We start from the raw sequence: 22,117 nt of genomic DNA on the forward strand, positions 1-22,117 counted from the left end.
ACTAGATAGACTTCAGCGTATTGAATCGGCTGAGGCCTTCTTTCGGTATCTTTAAATTAAGAAAATATTTTGAGAAATAACAATATAAATACTTGGATTAGATCATAGTATCTGTCAGGTTTCCACACACGCTGTGAAGCTACCAATAAAGTGCTGTGGTGCCAAAATTTCTATCGTTAAAGCTCTGCGCTTCCAGATCCCTATGGGCTCACGAATCGCAGGCTCTATCAGGCGATTCGTGAGCCTGCCTGGCTATAATTTTTGTCCCTAATTGCCGGCAGACAGGCGTGAAATGATCTGGAAGCGCCTGGATTACATGTAAAACTGATACCTCTGTGCAATAAATACCCCCCCAACCAGAACCCCGCATGGGGTTCAATATGAATAACCCCCAATAAATAAGGTGCAACCGCTGGATAAAAACTACTCACCAACCAGAACCCCGCATGGGGTTCAATCGGACCAAACTTTTATAACTACCAGATTCCTTTAATTTTTGCCAGCTAAAAATTCTAAAAGACCAGGCAGGTGGTTAACTTAGTGGCCAAACACCAAACCCAACTTATGCTCACAGGAGAATTACGCAACCAGGTCGACAACATCTGGAATACATTTTGGAACAACGGCATCTCTAATCCGCTCACCGTTATCGAACAGTTTACCTACCTGATCTATCTCAAACGATTGGATGATCAGCAGCTGCAGAAAGAAAAAGAAACCAACTTACTGGGCATCCCGATGGATGATCCGCTCTACCCCGAAAAATACGAAGCGCTGCGATGGTCCCGGTTTAAGGATCTGGATCCGGAAAAGCTCTTTGACATCGTATCAAAACCGCAGGCAGATCTGGACAACCTGTCCGCTTTTGAGTATATGAAAAACATCGGTGACAAAGGCGGCGTCTACGCGCAGTATATGAAGGACGTCAACTTTATCATTCCGACGCCGAGGACGCTTTCCAAACTGGTCGATCAGATCGATAAACTTCCGCTCGATAAGCGGGACACCATGGGCGATCTCTATGAATACATGTTGTCCAAAATCGCCGATGCCGGACAGAACGGGCAATTCCGGACCCCACGACACATCATTCGCATGATGGTTCACCTCACGGACGTTCACCAGGATGATGTCATCTGTGATCCGGCATGTGGCACCTCGGGGTTCCTGGTCGCAGCGAACGAATACATCAATGAGAACCACAGCAGCTGGTTCGAAGAAAAAGACTTTCGCGAACACCACCGGGATCATATGTTTTATGGTACGGAGGTCGATTCGACCATGCTGCGGATCGGTGCGATGAACTTGCAACTGCACGGTATTTCACCCCAGCTGAGCTCCAAAGACAGCCTGAGCAACAGCAACGGGGATGTCAAAGATGAATTTAGCCTGGTCCTGGCCAATCCACCGTTCACCGGCAGCCTCGATTATGAAGATGTAGAATCGAGCCTGCTGCAGACCACCAAAACGAAAAAAACCGAACTCCTGTTTATGAGTTTGATTCTCCGCATTCTGAAAAAGGGCGGCCGCGGGGCGGTCATTGTACCCGACGGGGTGGTATTCGGGAGCAGCCGGGCGCACAAAAGTCTGCGAAAAACGCTGGTGGAAGATCATCAGTTGCAGGGAGTTATCTCCATGCCCAGCGGGGTATTCAAGCCTTATGCCGGGGTAAGTACGGCCATTCTGCTGTTTACCAAGACCGGAAAGGGCGGCACCGGCAATGTCTGGTTTTACGATATGAAGGCCGATGGCTACAGTCTGGATGACAAGCGGAACCCGTTGATCGAGCACGATGAACTGGAGCAATGCTTTTCCGCACCGGAGGAAGCGGCGAAAACCGTCGAAGACAAATGCGATATTCCATTAATTATACGGGACTGGCAGGCGATCCGCCACGATTTACAATCCGAACTGAGCGACGGCGATGCCTTCACCGACCGCACCGCCAAAAGTTTCCTCGTACCCAAAAGTGAAATCGTGGAGAACGACTACGATCTCAGCATCAACCGGTACAAAGAAATTGTGTATGAAGAGATCGAATACGATCCACCAGCGGTGCTGATCGACAAAATAAAGCAACTGGATGAAGAACGGAATGCGGCTTTGAGGGAGTTGGAAGGGATGCTGGGGTAGTTTCTTGAACGTGGGTGGAAGGAACCTAAGCCTGGTGGGAGCCAGCGGGTGCCTTTCACCTGAAAACCAGCGGACGGTGGCAAGGACAAAATCCTGGCGCACATTGTCTGAATCAGGATGGTCAGGATTGAAGGATTTGCTGGATTCTTATTAATATTGAAATATGAAATTGGATGATCAAACATACAAAATTAATGGATGTGCGATGAAAGTTCATCGAACACTCGGAAATGGTTTTCAAGAAGTAATCTATCAAAGGTGTTTAGCTATTGAACTGGATAGAGCTAATATTTCATATGCTCGGGAGTTAGATCATGACATATATTATGACGGATTAAAAGTCGGCACCCGAAGAGCTGATTTCGTTATCGAAGACAAAGTAATCGTTGAATTAAAGGCCCTGATAAATCTGGAAAATGTCCATTTGGCTCAAGCCAAGAATTATGTAGTGGCCTATGACAAACCAATAGGTCTTCTTATCAATTTTGGGGCGACTAGTTTGCAGTTTAAAAAAATCTATAATCCCAAATACAATGTTCAATCAAGAAAATCCTAAAATCAAGAAAATCCTGATTCAGACAAACACCCATAAAAACCAAAAACCCCCACAACCAACCCGATAAAAACAAAGACAATATGAAGATGGTAGAATGGAGTAAAGTCCTGACAATTAAAAACGGTAAAAGTCAGAAAAAAGTAATTGATGCAAACGGGAAATATCCAATTTTCGGAAGCGGTGGAAAAATGGGGATGGCTAATGAATTTCTATGTGAAAGTGGTACAACTATTATTGGTCGCAAAGGAACAATAAATAGTCCTATTTTCGTAGATGAAAAGCTCTGGAATGTTGATACGGCTTTTGGAATTCAAGCAAACACTGATTTTTTAAATAAAAAATACTTATTTTATTTTTGTCTTGACTATAATTTCCTTAAACATGATCGGTCAACTACTTTACCAAGCCTAACAAAAGGAGATTTATTAAAAATAAAAATCCCCCTCCCCCCGCTCCCCGTCCAAAAACGGATCGCAGCCATCCTGGACCAGGCCGATGAACTCCGTCAAAAAGATAAGCAACTCATCGACCACTACGACCAGCTCAGCCAGTCCCTGTTCCTGGACATGTTCGGCGATCCGGTGACGAATCCGAAGGGGTGGGAGGTGGAAGAGTTGGGGGAAATAGCTCAAGTAATAATGGGACAATCACCAAAAGGTACGACATACAATGAAAATGGGATTGGAACACCTCTATTAAATGGACCAACTGAATTTGGACCAAAATATCCAACCGAAACTCAATGGACTACAGCACCTAAAAAGGTATCCAAGAAAGGAGATATTCTTTTTTGCGTAAGAGGTGCTACAGCAGGTAAAATGAATTGGGCGAATAAGGAATATTGCATTGGCCGAGGAATCGCTTCAATCAGAAAGAATTCAGATATTTCTTTGAAATACATTTTCAATATTTTGAAAATGAGGTACAAGATATTTCAAGCAGAAAGCAATGGTAGTACATTTATTAATATCAGTAAATCGGATTTATCGTCAATAGAAATTCCTTTAACAAGTTCACGAATACAAAACGAGTTCGCCGACCGGGTCCGGGCGATCGAGCAACAAAAGCAGCAGGCCGAAGAGGCAGCCCGGTACAGCGAAGAATTATTTCAGAGTCTGTTGCAGCGCGCCTTCAAAGGCGAGCTGGTGAAGGAAGATCAAATCACTTAAAAGTGAATAATTAGTGAAAAAGGATGTATTTAATCGTAAAATCACTTAAAAGTGAATATCTTTACCATCCAGTTATTTGAAGAACATGAAAAGTGCAGTTTCTATACCGTCGTGAAGGATGGACAATCGAAATCAGAAACAGATCTGTTTTTTGAAAAGCATGCTGAATCGCATAGAGCTGAGCTTCTAGATTTCATAAAATTGCTTGAATATATCGGCAATGAGAGAGGAGCGAATGAACACTTATTTCGATTTGAAGGACAAGCACTCGCCTTGCCAAAAAATGAAAGAAGGCAAAAACAATTTTTAGAAATAGATTTTAAAGAGTTTCCGCTTCGATTGTTTTGCTTACGGATATCAGATGCATTGATCATCTTCTTTAATGGCGGCATCAAAGATGCTCAGACCGCACAAGAGTCATCTCTTTCTGCACAGTTTAGAGAGGCAAACCAATTTGCAAAAGCAATCGATAAAGCAATTATACAAAAAGACATTGAAATCAACAATCATATACTAATAGGAGAAAATACGGTTGAGATCTATTATTAAACGATCAAAATAAACCAAAAATGGGATACAAAAAGAATGCATTCTTAGAAGAACTAAGAAAAGAAATCACAGCTGAAGATCGAATCTTTACAACAAACTACTACGATTTAGTCATTCGCATTAATGAACTACTAGATAGAAAGGAGTGGACTCAAAAGGATTTTGCAGAAAAGCTTGGTAAACGACCTTCCGAGATAAGTAAATGGCTCAATGGCGGGCATAACTTAACGCTCAAGTCCATTGCGAAGATGGAGGCTGTATTAGGAGAAAAACTAATTGTGGTACCACAGCACAAAAATTCTATGAACACAGTACTGAAAACAGCGGTAGAGTCCTGAAAAGTTTATAATTCTGCAGTAGATTGAAAAGAAAGTCTGGCCATCCCAAAAACAAATCACATTGAGCAACTTTACCTTCCTACAACCCGATTTTCCCGATTTATACCGCGAATGCCGCAAGGCGGAACAATACGCCTGGTCCGAACCCAAGATTTGTGCCATCCTCTGCCGGTCTGCCCTGGAAAAAGGGATGCATATCCTCTATGAATCGGACCAGAGCCTGGTTCTTCCCTACGACACCAACCTCGGTGCCCTGCTCTTTACCGATGAAATGAAAGCCCTCCTGGACCGATCCATGTTCCAGGAACTGAATGTCGTCCGGAAAATCGGCAATGCGGCCGCCCACTCCACCCGGAAGATCAGCAAAAACCAATCGTTCCAGTCGGTCAAGAACATCTTCCGATTTGCACGCCACCTCAGCATCTACTACGGCGACAGTCTGGACAAAGTGCCCCGGTGGGATGAAACCCAACTCCGACGGGAAACCAAAGAACAAAAGACCATCCGCGAGCAGGCCCGGATCATCGCCGAAAAAGAAGAACAACTCGCCAAAGAACGCGAACAACTCCGGGCCTTCCAGGAAGAACTGAAACACAGCGAAGCCCAACGGGCCGCCTTCGAAGAAAAGACCCGCCGGCTGACCGAACGTAAAGAAGCCCGCGAACGGGAACTCATCAGCGAAGAAGTCAATCCACCGCTGACCAGTGAACACGAGACCCGACTCCAGTTGATCGATTTATTGCTGACAGAGGCGGGCTGGACTGACCGCCAACCCGGCCGGGATGTGGAATATCCCGTCACCGGAATGCCCGAAAGCACCAATCGGACAGGAACGGGCTACGTCGATTACGTCCTGTGGGGGCGTGACGGTCTTCCCCTGGCCCTGGTCGAAGCCAAAAGCACTATACACAGCCCCAGAAAAGGCAAGCACCAGGCCAGCCTGTACGCTGATTGTCTGGAAAAAGAATTTGGTCGCCGACCCATCGTTTATTACAGCAATGGCTGGGAGACCTTCCTGTGGGATGATCAGTTTTACCCACATCGGAACGTGTCCGGTTTTCACAAACCCGAAGAACTGCAGCTGATGATCGACCGGAGAAAAACGCGGAAAGACCTGCGGGCATTTGATGTGAATCCGGATATTTCAAACCGCCCCTATCAGCTCGAGGCGATCAAGCGAGTAGCAGCACGGTTTGTGACCACGCAGGACGGGCAGCTGAAAGGGCGACATCGAAAGGCCCTGCTGGTGATGGCGACGGGCAGCGGAAAAACCCGGACGTCCATCTCGATCGTCGATATGCTTACGAAAAACAATTGGGTCAAAAGGGTCTTGTTCCTGGCCGATCGAAATGCGTTGGTGAAACAAGCCAAAAATGCATTTAAAGACCACCTCCCCCACCTGGCCGGAATCGATCTGACCCGCGAGGAAGATCCGGATGCGCGACTGGTCTTCTCGACCTACCCGACCATTTTAAATAAAATCGATGGTACCAAAAATGAGGACGGCCGGTATTACGGGGTGGGTCATTTTGACCTCATCATCATCGATGAAGCCCACCGCAGTGTGTATCAAAAGTACAGAGCCATTTTTCAGCATTTTGACAGCCTGCTCATCGGCCTGACCGCGACCCCCAAAAATCAGGTGGACCGGAACACCTATGAACTGTTTGATCTGGAGGACGGCGTCCCGACCTTTGCCTACGAGCTGCACGATGCGGTGGACCAGGGTTATCTGGTGCCGGCGAAAGCAATCGAAATTCCGGTCAAACTGCCCCTGGAAGGCGTGAGATACAAGGATCTTTCGGAACGCGAGAAAAGAGAATACGAAGAACACTTTGGGGATCCGGGCGAAACCGACTTTGTCGATAACATCAGCGGTTCCGCGGTCAATTCCTGGTTATTCAATAAAAACACCATTGATCAGGTCCTCAAATACCTCATGGAGCACGGCATCAAGGTCAAAGGTGGCGATAAACTCGGCAAGACCATCATATTTGCCAAAAACCACAAACATGCCGTGTTCATCGAAGACCGGTTCAATGCCTGCTTTCCCGAATACAGCAGTACCTTCCTGGAGGTCATTGACAATTACAATGACAAGGCCCAAAGCTTGCTGGATCGGTTTGTCAATGATCAGCAAGAGCTGGATCCACAGATTGCCGTTTCCGTGGATATGATGGATACAGGCGTGGATGCACCCAGGGTGGTTAACCTGGTCTTCTTCAAGAAGGTCTATTCACAATCTAAATTTTGGCAGATGATCGGTCGGGGGACCCGGTTGCGCCCTGATTTATTTGGACCGGGCAAGGACAAGGAATTTTTCCTCATTTTTGACCTGTTGGAGAATTTTAAATTTTTTGATGAGAATCCGGAGGGTTACATTTCTTCTGAAGGAAAGTCACTCACGGAGAAGATCTTCCAAACCAAATTGCAGCTGGCTCTGGCCATCCGCAATTACAAGGAGGTGCAGCCAAAAGACCGGAACTTCAGTGAGCATCTCATTCAGGAACTGCACGGGGCCATCTCCCGGCTCAACGAAGAGAACATCAATGTGCGCCAGGAATGGGAGCACGTCCGTAGATTTAAGCAAGCGGAAGAATGGCAGGATCTCAATATCCACGATCGCGGAATCCTGGTCAATCAACTCGCCAAGTTAACGACCATCGTGGATGAGGAGGAAAAGGCCTTGCGGTTTGATTTCTTGATGTACTCCCTTATGCTGTATTTCTATACCAATGATCCATTGCAGACTCGAAAAATAGACCAATTGACCAACATTGCCGTACAGCTGGAAAAAAAGGCCAATATTCCCGCCATTGGGGATAAACTCCCCATCATCCAACGGGTGCAGACGGATACTTTCTGGCAGAACGCAGACCTCAATGCGCTGGAACAGGTCCGGGAGGCCCTGCGTGACTTGATGGTCTTTCTGGAAGCTGAGCGGACGCCCTACATAGAGTCTGATTTTGAAGATGAACTGGAACTGAAGCAGGTGCGGGAGGATATTCTGCCGGAGTACAAAAAAACGGTGCCCTACCGCGAAAGAGTGGAACAGTTTATCCGCAAGAATAAACACCATCTGGTGATCGATAAACTCTATAAGAACAAGGCTATTACAGCGCAGGAATGGCAACAGCTTGAAGATTTTTTGTACAGCCAGGAATTCATCAGCAAAGAACGATTCGAGCAGGAATTTGAGGATACCACGCTGGGTCGATTTATCCGTCGGATCGTGGGGCTTGATCAAAACGTGGTGAATGAACTGTTTTCCAGCTTTATCCAAAATGAAAACCTCACGCCGAATCAAATTACGTTTGTCCAAAAAATCATCGATTATGTTCAGAAAAACGGATACCTGGATAAAAAACTTCTGGTTTCACCACCGTTCGATCAATTGCATGAAAAAGGTATACTGGGTGTCTTTGAAGGCCAGGATGCCGTCATACGAGCACTGAGTAAAACCATTGATCAAGTCAACACAGGAGCAGAGACCGCGTAATGAAACAAACCCAAAAAGTCATACCAGATACACGCCCAGACCAATAAATATCACATGGATTTAGCAGACCTACTCAAAGAATATGTTCCATTCACACACGATGAACTGAATGGTATCCTGGCTCATTTCACAAAAGAAAGTATTCCCAAAAATGAGCTGTTGGTCCGGGAAGGCCAGATATGCCGAAAACTGTACTTCGTCGAGAAAGGCATCGGAAGAAGCTATTACATCAAAGAAGACGGCAAAGAAGTCACACAATGGTTTTTTGGTGAAGGGGCATTTATGTCCAGTGTGGACAGCTTCTTTAACCAAAGTCAAAGTCATTATTACCTGGAGGTATTGGAAGATGCCGTGCTGTATAGCATTTCGCTGGACAACATTGATCTGCTCTTAGCCCAGTACCACAAAATGGAAAGACTGGTTCGATTGATAACCATAGATATGCTGACCAAAGTGGTCAACAAACTCAATGCCCTCCAGTTCCAGACGGCCAGAGAACGGTACGATTATATGATCTCCGAATACCCGGACATTTCCTATCGCGTTCCTTTGGGTCACATCGCTTCCTACCTGGGCATGACCCAGGAAACGTTGAGTCGAATCAGAAAAAATGAGGGATAATTAACCCTTTCCTTCATTATTTGATCTAGGTCAAATGAAAGTCCTTTGATCGATCTGATATTTGCATTGTAATCAAAAATTAGTACGCAATGCATGTCAATCGATTAAAAATAAGTATCCTGATTATGGCACTGGTCGGGTTCAGTTCAGCAGCGTCCCGAGCCCAACAACTGGATCCGGAGCTTAAAGAACTCATCAGCAAAGGTCTCCACAAAAGCCACAGCGTTCAAATTTACAAAATGGAAGCCGAACAGGCTCAGGTGGACCAAAAGCTGGCCAAATCCACTTTCCTACCCCATGTCACCGTGAATGGGAGTTACACGCGGTTGAACGACGACATTACCTTCGATCAAAACACGCAAAATCTATTGGTAGCCACCCAAAAACTGCTCATCAAAGAAGCCGCTGGTATTCCGTTTCATGCGCCGTTCCCGGAAAATATTCCCTTAACTGAGATAGCTAATCTCCAGGATAAGAACATTTTAAAATCATCGGTCGATGTAGACTGGGTTTTATTTAGCGGGATGCAAGCCACTAATGCTCTGAAAGCCAGCAAACACCAGGAGGCCTCTTTGAATTATCTTGGCAAGGCGGAGGAAGACAAACTGGCTTTGCAGATCATCGAAACCTACGACAAACTGGCGTTGGTCCATGCTTCCAGACAGGTCATCACCACCTCCGAAAAATTCTTGAATGAACAAGCTCATTATGTCAATAAGGCCATTAAGAATGGATTAGCCACCCCCCTTTCCCGTCAAAAGATTGAATTAGCCCAGCAACAACTGGCCTCGAAAGAACTGGAATTCCGGCAAAATACGACCCTGCTCATCGAAGTCCTCCAGCAGCTTACCGGCGAATCCAGGACAAATTTAGCTCAAATAGAGCCCCGATTGTACGCACCATCCCCTGTCGTACAATCAGATCTGGAGAAGCGTCATGAAATAAAGGCACTGGAAGAAGCTGAAAGAGCAACCCAGTATAAAGCTAAAATGGAAAAAAGCAGCTTTATCCCCAAGGTGGCTTTACAAGGACATTATGAATTCCTGGAAGAGAACCTCTCCTTACTGGAACCAAAGTGGTATGTGGGCGTAGGCGTAAAATGGAATTTATTTGATGGGAACAGAGCTCGGCTAAAAAGTCAGAAATCCAACATTGAAAGTCGAAAATACAGGGCAAAAATTAATCAGGCTGAAGAGATGATCGAATTGAGTGTCGTCCAGGCACAACTGAACTATGAATCAGCACTGCAAAATACCCAGATCGCCCAAAAAGAAATCGACCTGGCGCAGGCCACCTATGATATGGTTGACAAACAACATAAAAACAACCTGGCTTCCATCAATGAGGTACTCGATGCCTTGACCGACCTGGAGAAAGCCAACTTCAAACTCCAGGAAACGTATTTCCATCAACGGAGAGCCATGACAGAATTACTCCATGCCAAAGGCAACTTGACTTCTTTTTATAACTAAAAACAAATCAAAAATGAAAGCAATAAAAAATATCCTGATCGGGCTAATCGCTGCAGCAACGATAACCTCCTGCGTCACCGAAGAACCCATCACCCCTTACCGGGGGAAGGTGAAATTTGAAACCATTTCTGTAAGTAGTAAACTGGGTGGTCGGATACAGACGATCTATGTCGAAGAAGGCCAGCAAGTACACCAGGGCGACACGTTGGCCTATATTGACCTGCCGGAAGTCAGTGCCAAAATGAGACAGGCTGATGGAGCCATTCGGGCGGCCAGAGGCCAATTGAATCTGGCCAACAACGGTGCCACCAAAGAACAGTTGAATCAAATCAGCAGTCAAATCCAATCGGCCCGGGCCCAATTGGACTTTGCCCAAGAAAGCTTCCACCGGATGCAAGCTATGTTTCAGGACTCATTGATCAGCCACCAGCAATTTGATGAAATCAAAATGAAAAGGAATATGGCCCAAGCACAGGTTGATGCTCTGGTAGCCAAGCAAAATGAAGTGATGAAGGGAGCGCGTCTGGAACAGATCGATCAAGCCAAAGGCCAACTGGATCGGGCCATCGGCGCCCGGGATGAAGTATTATCGGCTTCCCATGAAAAATACATCATCGCTCCCCGGGATATGTCTATAGAAACGATCAGTCTGCAAGAAGGAGAATTACTTACACCGGGTTATGCCCTCTTCAATGGGTATGAAAAAAACAGCGTGTATTTTCGATTTACAGTTCCGGAATCCAAGGTCTATGACTTTGAAGCCGGTAACCCATTAACGCTGGTCAACCCCTACACAAATCAGGAAATTGAGGGACACATCGCCACCATCAAGCAACTGCCCAGGTATGCCGACATCACCAGCACCTCGCCTTTGTACCAACTTTCAGAATCAATCTACGAACTGAAGGTCATTCCACCCGCTGTGCAGCCCGACCAGAAGTGGTATATGAATGCAACCATACTCATCAAAGAATAATAAGACCATGAAAAAGTTTATGAAACAACTCGGCATAGAGTTTAAGCGAATATTTTCAAACGGGGTGTTGCTCGCGATCTTTTTTGGTGCACCCCTTTTATATGGCCTATTATTCGGTTATGTCTACCAGCAGGCCAAGGTCGTGGATCTCCCCATAGTCATCGTAGATCAGGACAACAGCCCGCTGACGGATAAAATCATCGAAGGATTTGAAGATAATGAAGTTTTGCTCGTGAAAGATGTGCGTGCCACGTCTGGAAATTTGCTGGCGGAAATGCCCCGAGAACAATACGCAGCGGTAATTACTTTTCCCTCCAATTTCGAAGCGGATATTCTTCAAAAGCGCTACCCCGAAGTCCGGGTCGATCTGAATATGGTCAATATCTTAAATGCCAATACGGCCAGTACAAATATTCAGTCCGTATTGATGACCTTGAACGCCGGGATGGAAATAGAAGGACTTCAAAAACAAGGGTTGCATCCCAATCAGGCGTTGAATTCCTTTGAAAGCTTCAAGGTGAATTACAACAAGCTCTACAATTCTGCCGGAAACTATGTCACCTTTATGTTGCCGGGGCTCCTGGCTACCATCATGCAACAGATTATATTTCTAGCCATGGCCTTGGTTTTTGCACGGGATTTTGAAGACGGTTATTTTGGGAAACTGGCACAAGAACACAAATGGGCAACCTACCATCTATTCCTAAAGTCTGTCCCTTTCCTATTAATGCTTCCGGTCATGTGGTACCTCGTCAGTCTTTTTATTCCTTACTTTAAAATAGATGCCTTTATCTACAACGGTCCGATGCTGGTGTTGACCGCCCTTCTAACCCTGGCTTCCATGTTTATCGGTATGTTGTTCTCGATCGCTATTCCGAGTCAATTAAAAGCCACCGAATTACTCATGGTGATTTCTACACCGGCATTTGTCCTGAGTGGCTTCACCTGGCCAAGCCTGGCTATACCCGACACCATCACCAACGTCGCCCAATACATTCCGTTGACCCAATACTTAAGCGGGTTCCGTAAAGTGGGATTTTATGGGGGCGATATGGCTTCCATCCAACCAGAAATACACATGCTATCAATGATCATTGTAGTGACCTTGCTGGCCATGTTGGCTTTGCTTCAATTCAAGATTTTTTCTGCCCGGAAAAAACAGAATAAGATTTTATCTCAACCTCAAAACTAGTACTCCGCTTCATCAATTATTATGGTTAATTATGGCTCCTTGTCGATGGCGCTCCCAGATTGCTCCACTCCGTTCAGCACTCACGGATCGCCAACTATAGCCTGCGATTCGTGAGCATGGAGAGAATCGGAGTGATCTGGAAGCGCAGAATATTTAATTACAATTATTTATGAAACACACCACTAGATTCATGGTCCCAGAATTTCTCGTAGACAATAAAACACGGCTCAATTATACGCCCGATGTACTCGGAGATGGATTTGAGCAATTGGTTCTGCATTTTGAGGACGATTATGAAGGACGCGTCGTGGCGACTTTAGTTCGAAAAAAGTCGGAAGCGCCTACAACCAAAGCCATCCTGTACATTCATGGATTCAACGATTATTTCTTTCAACGGGAAATGGCTAACCGCTTTAATCAGCAAAACTATAACTTTTATGCCCTCGATCTCCGAAAGTATGGTCGTTCTTATTTGAATCATCAGAAACTTAATAATGTGCGATCGATCGAAGAATATGATGCAGAGATCAATGAGGCATTGCAGATTATTCAATTAGAAAAAAACACCGAGGTAATACTCATGGGCCATTCCACAGGTGGTCTTATTGTGACCAACTATGCGGGGCGCCATTTGAACAGTCATTTATTCAACGGCGTGCTGTGCAACAGTCCGTTTTACGAATTCAATTACTCGTTTATAAGTCGAAAGATTGGGCTTCCCATCCTTTCATACCTGGGCAAACACAACCCCAATCTTGAAATTCCAGGGGGTTTATCTCCACTATATGGTTACAGCATTCATCAGGATAAATATGGGGAATGGGACTATTCATTGACCTGGAAACCACATAAAATTGCAAGCGTAAATTTGGGTTTCATCCACGCTATCCATCAGGCTCAGAAGAACGTTCAGCACCAATTGTCGATCGATGTGCCCATGCTAGTTCTATACAGCGATAAAAGCGTGGGTGGTAAAAATTGGTCAGAGCAATTTATGGAGGGTGATTCTGTATTGAACGTCAGCCACATTGAAAAGTATGCCCATCAAATAAAAGGAAAGATCACCTTAAATCAAATAGAAAATGGGATGCACGACCTGGTGCTCTCTCAAAAGCCCGTCCGAGAAACGGTTTACAACAAAATCTTTGAATGGATGGATCATCATTTCAAATGATTATAAAAGATCCGGCTCCACTCTTTTGGACTGGTCATCGTTTTAAAAAAAATTTTTATATAAGGAAGACCTTACTATATAGGGGATTTATTTTACTTTTAACCTGTTCGAAGGGTTTGACCAATTTCTTGTATAAAAACAAGCAGCAATAATTTATACCATTTGTATTTGATAATGACGTATAAGATTTTGTAAATATTCAAAGATTGTCGAAGAAAAAAACGAAGGTATAGCTGGAGTTACACCGAGTATTTTTGACGAAGAGCATCGAAGAATATTTCGGAATATAGGCGGCAATTATGAATTCAAATGGTATTAGGCAAGCTTTTTCTTATTAGACAAACCTAGAATTATTATAAAAAATGAGCATGGGCATCCCTGTACTATTGAGAAACAGTAGCACACCGGACATGCGATAAATACCGGTGTCATGTAGTGAAATGGCATCGATTCACAAAACCAAACACAGTCAACCAACTTATGAATCAACCCCTAACTTCCCGCCGAAAAACCATCATCACCCTGTTTGCATTATGCTGGCTCATTGTGAATTTTCAATGCACAAATACCCCAACAAAAAGCACTGATAACCCAGAACTTCAGCGAATAGAAAATGCAGAACATGTGGTGGTGTACCAAGAGAACGATAAATTCCTTGGCTGGCCGGCCAATAATGGTGCATGGTCCGCAGATGGGGTCAATATGCTCGTGGGTTTCACGCACGGCGACTATGAATTGATCATTGACAATCACAATATCGGGGGGAACCGGCGTAGTTGGTTAGCCCGGAGTACTGATATGGGAAAAACCTGGCAAGGATTTGATCCGGAGGGTTATGTGGGTGATTTTGGCCAAATGCCCGATTTAAGTCCTGTGGATGATCCGATCGACTTTTCGCATCCCCAATTTGCCATGCGAATAGTAGGAACCGCCTACCATGGAGCTCATGACGATCGGGGTCATTTTTTCTTTTCGTACGATGCTGGTCAGACATGGAAAGGGCCCTTCAGTTTTGGGGAGACTGATCTACGGGAATGGCCCGAATTAAAAAACACGACCTTCCAGGGAGAGCTTGAACTAACCCCCAGAACCGACTATATCGTGGAAGGTGAAAATGAATGTCTTATTTTCATGTCTGTTCGATCCAAAGGCGAATTTGGCACAGACCGGCTTTTTTGCGCGCGTACTTATGACGGTGGAAAGAGTTTTGAGTTTGTAGGTTGGGTCATTCCGCCCTATGATGAAGAAAATTCTGATCCAACAGCCAAAATAAAATTGGAGACAGAAGACGCGGACAACCCACACCCACACCAAGCCCGGGCAGTAATGTCCCAGACCATCCGGCTGAAAAATGGTCATTTAATCTGCGCCATGCGCCGAAGGTATGAAAAACACAACTGGGTCGATGCTTATGTGTCCAAGGATCGGGGTCAGACGTGGACCTTCCTTTCCGAGGTGGGGGATGCCGGAGCCGGTAATGGGAATCCGCCCGCATTGAATGTCACCGATCAGGGACGATTGGTGGCTGTTTTTGGAAACAGAGAAGAGCCGGGTACGATGATGGTTGTCTACAGCGATGACGAAGGGCAGTCCTGGAGTGCACCAAAAATTCTAAGAGATGGATATGGGTCAGAGGATATGGAGACGATTGACCTCGGGTATCCTCTGTTATTGCAACGAAAAGATGGTCAAATGGTCGCGTTGTATTATTGGTCCACGCAAGATCAATTGCACCACATTGCGGCCACGATCTGGGATGCCGATCACTAACAAGCGCAAAATAATATGGATGCCAAGAGGATAAAATTTCTTTTTTCAATGTCTCATCGTATTATATTGCACCCTGATGAATCGCAATTTCGTCCAAATTAAATCGACCACGACCATATGATCCGCTATTTCCTACATCTGGGATTTGATGGGACCTCGTATAGTGGGTGGCAGCGGCAAAAGAATACACCAAACACTGTACAGGAAGTTATTGAGCAAACGCTCTTTCAGATTTTTAAAGAAAAGATTACGGTCTATGGCTGTGGCCGCACCGATGCAGGTGTCCACGCCACGCAGTACATCATTCACATTGATCTGGACGCTGCACCGGAGTTCGATCTAAAATACCGCTTGAATAAAAACCTACCCGACGACATCGCCATTTTCGAAATCATCGAAGTCGAAGATAATCAACACTGCCAGTACGATGCAGTAGCTCGTACGTATGACTATTTTATTCATTGGAAAAAAGATCCGATGCTGATTCGGTACAGTGCGTTTTATGAAGATGTGGAGCTGGATTTTAGAACGATGGAAAAAGCGACTGAACTCCTGCGTCACACCTCCGATTTCAGGCCGCTTTGCAAACAGCCCAATCAATACAAAAGCACAATGTGCCGGATCACCCGGTGTGAATTATATGTCAACGAAGAATCGGGGCGATTGCGCCTTACCATTACCAGCAACCGTTTTCTGCGGGGCATGGTGCGGCTCTGTGTTTTCTTTTTACTGGAAGTCGGTCGCGGTGCTATCACGCTTCATGAGTTTGAACAAGTTCTGCACCAGGAGAAGACCCTGAATCAGATGCAGCCCGCTCTCCCCAATGGGCTATTTCTCACCAAAGTGAGTTATCCGTTTTTGGAATTAAAGGATGCCCATCATTTGATCCGAATGAAGCGAATGGGATTTAGCCCTGAATGATGTGCATTTTAATGGCTAAAGCCAACATGTGCGTCATGATAGATACCCCGGGCTGAAGCACCGGGGCTAATCATTTTAAAATACGACTTTCTGAAGTGGACTCTACCTTTAATTTTCACACCGCTATTTTCCACTTTTCCTTGCGGTACTGGGTCGGGGTAATTCCATATTCTTCTTTGAAAATCTTGGAAAAATAACTTTTACTGCTTAATCCGACCTTATGAACAATCTCTGAAATATTGAGATCTGAATAGCGCAATAGTGTAGTCGCCCGTTGCATCCGTGTCGTATGAATATATTGATTGACCGTCATATGATAGAGCATCCTGAAACCATCCTGAAGTTTATTGATATTGAAACCAACCCGATGCGCCAGGTCCGGGACGGTTCCCAAATCTTCCAATTCGTCTTCGATGATCTGTGCTGCCTGGTGGATCAACTCCATTTCGGAGCGTCTTAAAATTCTTTGGTGGTTCGCACCATTGAGATCATCTTCATAAAGCATCAGTTGCTGACTCAATATTTTCAGAACCGTACCTTCCAGATAAACGGCTCTGAGTATCCCTCCCTGAGAAAAGGCATCCAACCGGTCAAACAAACCAGCTAGTGTCACGCTATACATGCCATCTTGAAAGAATGATTCTTCATCCTCATGGTCTTCAAAAATCTTTTGGAGTTGAGAGTGGCACCCGTTGGGCTCACAGTGAAATCGGGTATGAAACTCTGTTTTATCAATTTCTATGCTTCGGATTCTTACGAAAGTTTGCCCGGGAAAGCGGAACAGGTGGCTCTGCTTCGCTCTGCTGGCTAAAATACAATTGTTGTATTTCTCCATGGTGAAATCCTCCGCTTTATCGGCAAATCTAATTTGAAGATTTCCATTGAGGCAGTATAAAAACTTTAAAGGATCCTCACTGGAATCGACAAAGTGAATCTCTAGGTCTTCCAAAAATTCGCAATCATACTTCATCAGACCAAATCCGCCTTCAAATTGAACTGCGGAAATCTGCCCCTGCCCCCAGGAATCAGGGACGTCCAGAACATATTCATTCCCGCTGACCGATGGAGAAATATTCCAGGCTTCCGCTAAGCCTAAGATGACATTCTTCGGTATAAACGAATCAATCTCCAGTTTTTTCATGTGCCCTGTTTCATTTCCGTGCCTAAATTAATAAATACCTGATATATTTTATGAAAATATTCCCGTATTACCGTTAATGTTACTTTTTGATTTAAAATTGTTAATCGATATAACGCAATGAATGTCTCAAAAGCTGGAATTTAATAGATCTGGATCGAAATGTGAGTTACTGAGAACAAACTTTAAATTCTTATACAAGATATAAGACGAGTGGACTATGACCGTGTAAAATAAGCATATGAGTTAAATTATACCCGTATTAAGATAACACGATCAATATCAACACGTTATATTTACAAATAACAGAACAGCATACCGATCAAGATCAAGTATGCTGTGTATTTTTGAACTACTAAAATTCTTTATCCATGATTAATGATCAAAAAGAAGAGCAGATAGAACAACGTGAAAATGCCCGAACGCCGGACCCTGATCCGATCGATAGCGACGATCAGACTGCGCGGTATGACCAGTGGGAAAAGAACTGGGAAAATTACCGGAAGCCTTTAAAACTCAAATACCCCGATCTGACCGATGACGATCTGCGTTATCAGCGGGGTGAATTCGGTCAGATGCTCGGACGCATTGGCGCCAAAACGGGATTGTCTGAATCTCAACTTCAGCGTCAGTTTTTAGAATGGGACAACAGATAATTCCGTAGCAAACGGAATAGTACCCGAAAGTGAGAATGCAATTGTTCTCACTTTTTTTATTTCGTATCTAATGTCATTCCAACGAATAAAAGCCCTTTCTACTTTCATACTCACCAATTCTTATACTTTTATTCGCCCCCTTACAATCACCCCTCTCTCCGGATAATTTTTCTCAAAAAAATCAACGCTTCAGACCTTCTGGCCACAATTCTTAGCATTCTCTCCAGCAGACAGCCGCTTCCCGTGTTTCATTTCTTCCGTATCGTAGGACTACCGTTATTCAAATAATTGATTAAATTCACCTGAGTAAATCAATCCGCTTAAAAGGAATCAAAAATGGCAAAAAACAAAACCCGGGAAACGGACGCAAATGTTGAAGCATTTATCGAGTCATTTGCCAACACGGAACAAAAAAAGCAGGACAGCTTTGAATTGATCAAACTGATGCAGAACATAACTGGGTTTGAGCCGAAAATGTGGGGGCCATCCATCATCGGATTTGGACGATATCACTACAAATATGCCAGCGGTCACGAAGGGGATGCGCCCCTGGTGGGGTTTTCGCCACGTAAAAGTGCAATTTCACTGTACGTGTTTACCGGAAAAGAAGACCACGAATATTTACTGGACAATCTGGGTAAATTCAGAAAAGGAAAAGCATGTATTTACATCAATAAGCTGGCTGATATTAACCAGGCTGCACTCGAAAATTTGATCAACGAAACCATTCGGTTTTTACAGGCTACCTACGGCGAGTAATAAAAGTGGTGCGAAGTAATTCTGCGTAGCAGCCCCACATCGGGTAGAGCAAAAGAACGCAACCTTCGCATGTCGAGATTGATCAATATTCTTTATACTTTCATCGGGATTTGTATCTATCCAAAATTAAATATATTTTTAATGCATACATGACGACCAATTGTACACTATTGAGGACTTCATCGGATTTCATATGGGTCGTCACATATATAATGAAAAATCTAATGACAGAGATACCTAAATACCACGAAACCTTTATTCCAGTTTTAGAAACATTACGATCAGGAAAGGCTCTTCCTAGTAGAGAACTAGCAACCAGAGTCCGAGAAAGATATTATTCTGATTTACCCATGGATCTCTTAGAAAAAAAGAACAGCTCGGGTTCTAATGTATTAATGGATCGAATCGGCTGGGGTAAATCTTATCTTAAAATGGCAAATTTTGTATACTACCCTACAAGAGGAAAAGTTCAAATAACAGAAAAAGGAAAACAAATTCTTAAAAAAGGATCCTTGTCTCTCCACGAACTCCAAAACGATAATGAATTTATAAAACATAGGAATTCCGTACAAAGGAGAAAAGATAAGCAGGTAGAAATAGAAGTATTACCAAACAATATTGAGAATGCTTCACCTCAAGATTTAATAGATTCGGGCTTTACGTCCATTGAAGCAGAAGTCAAAGCTGAACTTTTAGAAAAGCTAAAAGAAATTGATCCTTACTATTTTGAAAAAGTAATTCTAATATTACTTCGACGTATGGGGTATGGAGATTTTATTGAAACCTCAAAATCTGGAGACGGCGGTATCGATGGCATCATAAATGAAGATAAATTGGGGCTTGAAAAAATTTACACGCAGGCAAAAAGATATAACGAAAATAAAGTTCGAGAAAAAGATATAAGAAATTTTATTGGCGCCATGAGTGGTGATACAAGTAAAGGTGTTTTCATCACCACCTCGACTTTTGATGATTCAGCGGTACAAAAAGCAAAGGAAGCGCATCATACTATCATTCTTATAGATGGAGCCCGGTTAGTCGATTTGATGCACCAATACAATGTAGGCACACAAGTAAAAACAATATATGAGATAAAAGAGGTAGATAATGATTTTTTTGAGGGAGAATAACTTGTGACAATCTAATAATTGGAAATACAACACACGACAATTCCAGCCTATGCCAAGCTTTCTCCATTACTTCTTACATTTTGGGTTCCCCCTGGTGATCGCCTGTGTTCTTTTTCGGAAAAACTGGAAGAAAGTCTATCTCATTCTGATTCTGACCATGCTGGTGGACCTGGATCACTTGTGGGCAGACCCCATCTATCAGGCCGACAGATGCAGCATAAATTTTCATCCGCTCCACACCTATTACGCCATGGTGATTTATGTAGTATTCCTTTTCTTGCGTAAACCTTTGAACATCATTGGAATTGGTCTACTACTACATATGTGGACCGATTGGATCGACTGTCTGATGATGAGGTGAAAATTTGGATCTCTATCTATCGTAAAATCTCAACCACATCCTTTTTACGTAGTGTGGATGTTTCTACTATCCCTCATAATTTGGTTTTTCGAAATATCACTATCTTTGGCAGCTAATGACGCCAGACTACATTGATATATCCATCGCCCCGGAATGGGCCAGAGACGACGCCGAGATTGAAAAGGCATTGCAAAAAAAAGGTAAGCGTCCTCACCAGAGATACAACGTCATCAAACGATCTATTGATGCTCGTCGCAAACCCGTGGTATTTAAACTGCGATGCGCCATCTTGCCAAAACCGGGCCAAAACGCCAACCCGGATTCGACGAAACCTCATCTGCACTACAACGATGTCTCTGATGCCACCGAGGTTTTTATTGCAGGCAGTGGACCCTGCGGCCTTTTTGCGGCAATAGCACTTATTGAACAAGGATACAAACCCATTTTGCTCGAACGCGGAAAAGATGTGCGCATGCGTCGCCGCGATTTGGCTGTACTGAACCGGGAGGGCATCGTGAACCCGGAATCCAATTATTGCTATGGCGAAGGAGGCGCTGGCACGTACAGCGACGGCAAGCTGTATACCCGTTCCAAAAAACGAGGCAACGTCGATCGCATCCTGAACTACCTTGTTGCTTTTGGCGCTCCCCGGGACATCTTGATTGATGCCCATCCACACATCGGCACCAATAAATTGCCCAAACTGATCGAAGCAGTTCGAGAATACATATTGGAATGCGGCGGGGAGGTACGTTTTAATACCAAGCTGACGGACATCAAAGTCTCCGCTGACGCTCTTGATCAGATCGAACTCAACGGGAATGAGTGGCTGAACTGCAAAGCACTTATTTTAGCGACCGGTCACTCGGCCAGAAGCATTTTCTATATGCTCCACCGCAGAAATATATTGATCGAAGCCAAACCGTTTGCACTGGGGGTACGGGTGGAACATCCACAGACAATTATTGATCAGATACAATACAAATGCGTCACCCGGAGCGAACATTTACCCCCCGCTTCCTACAGCCTGGTACATCAAGTAAAAAACAGGGGGGTCTACTCCTTTTGCATGTGTCCCGGCGGAATTATTGCACCCTGTGCAACGGCACCCGGTGAAATCGTCACGAATGGCTGGTCCCCATCGAAGCGCAACAACCCATATGCCAATTCAGGAATGGTCGTATCCATTGATGCAGAATTATACGATCCTCAAAACACCGGAAATCCTCTGAAAGCATTGGAATATCAAATGCAGGTCGAGAAAGCGGCCTATAAGCTGGGTGGTGGTCAGCAAACCGCCCCAGCACAACGCCTTGTGGATTTCGCGAATAATAAAGTCAGTGAGGACTTACCGCAATGCAGTTATTTGCCCGGCGTGGTATCCAGTGACCTCCGGGCGTGTCTGCCAGCCGAGGTGCATTTCAGATTACAGGCTGCATTCAAATCATTTGGTCACAAAATGAAAGGTTACTATTCCAATGAAGCTATTTTAGTGGCTACCGAATCCCGAACGTCTTCCCCCATTCGTATTCCTCGCAATGATGGATTGGAACATCCGCAGGTAAGTGGTTTGTTTCCTTCCGGAGAAGGAGCCGGTTATGCAGGTGGTATTGTTTCTGCAGCCATTGATGGTCAGCGATCGGCTGAAGCGGTAGTTGCAAAATTCAATAAGTAAATTTTCCACGAAAACACCTCACAACACT

Annotated in this window: 19 protein-coding genes; 18 read left to right on the top strand and 1 reads right to left on the bottom strand. The window is 44.5% G+C overall.

Annotated elements, in window-relative coordinates; translation table 11 throughout:
* Nucleotides 1-564: 564 nt before the first annotated feature.
* From KUV50_RS16640 to truA, 13 genes are all read left to right on the top strand, one after another.
* Nucleotides 565-2,133, top strand: coding sequence for a class I SAM-dependent DNA methyltransferase (locus tag KUV50_RS16640; RefSeq protein ID WP_222581321.1), 1,569 nt, complete (start codon nucleotides 565-567; stop codon nucleotides 2,131-2,133).
* Between the two features lie 163 nt (nucleotides 2,134-2,296).
* Nucleotides 2,297-2,689 carry a GxxExxY protein gene (locus KUV50_RS16645; protein ID WP_222581322.1) on the top strand — a complete coding sequence of 131 codons (393 nt, stop codon included), beginning with the start codon at nucleotides 2,297-2,299 and terminating at the stop codon, nucleotides 2,687-2,689.
* Between the two features lie 80 nt (nucleotides 2,690-2,769).
* A complete protein-coding gene (locus KUV50_RS16650) occupies nucleotides 2,770-3,858 on the top strand; it encodes a restriction endonuclease subunit S (protein WP_222581323.1) in 1,089 nt (362 codons plus the stop codon).
* 51 nt (nucleotides 3,859-3,909) lie between these two features.
* The gene (locus tag KUV50_RS16655; protein ID WP_222581324.1) at nucleotides 3,910-4,407 is read left to right on the top strand and encodes a hypothetical protein; all 498 of its coding nucleotides are present in this window, start codon (nucleotides 3,910-3,912) and stop codon (nucleotides 4,405-4,407) included.
* Nucleotides 4,408-4,427: 20 nt separating this feature from the next.
* Nucleotides 4,428-4,745: a helix-turn-helix domain-containing protein gene (locus KUV50_RS16660; protein ID WP_222581325.1), complete on the top strand. Its 318-nt coding sequence runs from the start codon at nucleotides 4,428-4,430 to the stop codon at nucleotides 4,743-4,745.
* A 61-nt stretch (nucleotides 4,746-4,806) separates the two neighbouring features.
* The gene (locus KUV50_RS16665; protein WP_222581326.1) at nucleotides 4,807-8,244 is read left to right on the top strand and encodes a DEAD/DEAH box helicase family protein; all 3,438 of its coding nucleotides are present in this window, start codon (nucleotides 4,807-4,809) and stop codon (nucleotides 8,242-8,244) included.
* Nucleotides 8,245-8,298: 54 nt separating this feature from the next.
* Nucleotides 8,299-8,865 carry a Crp/Fnr family transcriptional regulator gene (locus KUV50_RS16670; RefSeq protein WP_222581327.1) on the top strand — a complete coding sequence of 189 codons (567 nt, stop codon included), beginning with the start codon at nucleotides 8,299-8,301 and terminating at the stop codon, nucleotides 8,863-8,865.
* An 89-nt stretch (nucleotides 8,866-8,954) separates the two neighbouring features.
* Complete coding sequence (locus tag KUV50_RS16675) at nucleotides 8,955-10,337, top strand: TolC family protein (protein ID WP_222581328.1); 1,383 nt, start codon at nucleotides 8,955-8,957, stop codon at nucleotides 10,335-10,337.
* Nucleotides 10,338-10,350: 13 nt separating this feature from the next.
* Entirely contained in the window at nucleotides 10,351-11,313 is a 963-nt protein-coding gene (locus KUV50_RS16680; RefSeq protein WP_222581329.1) for an HlyD family secretion protein, read from the top strand.
* Between the two features lie 7 nt (nucleotides 11,314-11,320).
* Nucleotides 11,321-12,505 (top strand): ABC transporter permease, encoded by a 1,185-nt coding sequence (locus tag KUV50_RS16685; RefSeq protein ID WP_222581330.1) that lies wholly within the window; start codon nucleotides 11,321-11,323, stop codon nucleotides 12,503-12,505.
* A 169-nt stretch (nucleotides 12,506-12,674) separates the two neighbouring features.
* Nucleotides 12,675-13,679: an alpha/beta hydrolase gene (locus KUV50_RS16690; RefSeq protein WP_222581331.1), complete on the top strand. Its 1,005-nt coding sequence runs from the start codon at nucleotides 12,675-12,677 to the stop codon at nucleotides 13,677-13,679.
* A 480-nt stretch (nucleotides 13,680-14,159) separates the two neighbouring features.
* A complete protein-coding gene (locus tag KUV50_RS16695) occupies nucleotides 14,160-15,449 on the top strand; it encodes a sialidase family protein (RefSeq protein ID WP_222581332.1) in 1,290 nt (429 codons plus the stop codon).
* Nucleotides 15,450-15,566: 117 nt separating this feature from the next.
* Nucleotides 15,567-16,370 carry a tRNA pseudouridine(38-40) synthase TruA gene (gene truA, locus KUV50_RS16700; protein WP_222581333.1) on the top strand — a complete coding sequence of 268 codons (804 nt, stop codon included), beginning with the start codon at nucleotides 15,567-15,569 and terminating at the stop codon, nucleotides 16,368-16,370.
* Nucleotides 16,371-16,485: 115 nt separating this feature from the next.
* Here the strand turns inward: truA and KUV50_RS16705 are convergent, their stop codons facing one another.
* Nucleotides 16,486-17,511 carry a helix-turn-helix domain-containing protein gene (locus KUV50_RS16705; RefSeq protein WP_222581334.1) on the bottom strand — a complete coding sequence of 342 codons (1,026 nt, stop codon included), beginning with the start codon at nucleotides 17,509-17,511 and terminating at the stop codon, nucleotides 16,486-16,488.
* 368 nt (nucleotides 17,512-17,879) lie between these two features.
* On the opposite strand from KUV50_RS16705, the gene KUV50_RS16710 reads away from it, so the two are divergent.
* The 5 genes from KUV50_RS16710 (at nucleotide 17,880) to KUV50_RS16730 (ending at nucleotide 22,089) form a co-directional block, all read left to right on the top strand.
* On the top strand, nucleotides 17,880-18,164 hold the full coding sequence (locus KUV50_RS16710; protein ID WP_222581335.1) for a hypothetical protein: 285 nt from the start codon (nucleotides 17,880-17,882) through the stop codon (nucleotides 18,162-18,164).
* A 336-nt stretch (nucleotides 18,165-18,500) separates the two neighbouring features.
* Entirely contained in the window at nucleotides 18,501-18,923 is a 423-nt protein-coding gene (locus KUV50_RS16715) for a DUF1801 domain-containing protein (RefSeq protein WP_222581336.1), read from the top strand.
* Between the two features lie 224 nt (nucleotides 18,924-19,147).
* Nucleotides 19,148-20,053: a restriction endonuclease gene (locus tag KUV50_RS16720; RefSeq protein ID WP_222581337.1), complete on the top strand. Its 906-nt coding sequence runs from the start codon at nucleotides 19,148-19,150 to the stop codon at nucleotides 20,051-20,053.
* 49 nt (nucleotides 20,054-20,102) lie between these two features.
* A complete protein-coding gene (locus KUV50_RS16725) occupies nucleotides 20,103-20,414 on the top strand; it encodes a DUF6122 family protein (RefSeq protein WP_222581338.1) in 312 nt (103 codons plus the stop codon).
* Nucleotides 20,415-20,529: 115 nt separating this feature from the next.
* Nucleotides 20,530-22,089, top strand: a complete 1,560-nt coding sequence (locus tag KUV50_RS16730) for an NAD(P)/FAD-dependent oxidoreductase (RefSeq protein ID WP_222581339.1) — start codon at nucleotides 20,530-20,532, stop codon at nucleotides 22,087-22,089.
* Nucleotides 22,090-22,117: the final 28 nt, after the last annotated feature.

The sequence above is a fragment of the Membranihabitans marinus genome (assembly GCF_019802045.1).
Classification (GTDB): Bacteria; Bacteroidota; Bacteroidia; order Chitinophagales; family Saprospiraceae; genus Membranihabitans; species Membranihabitans marinus_A.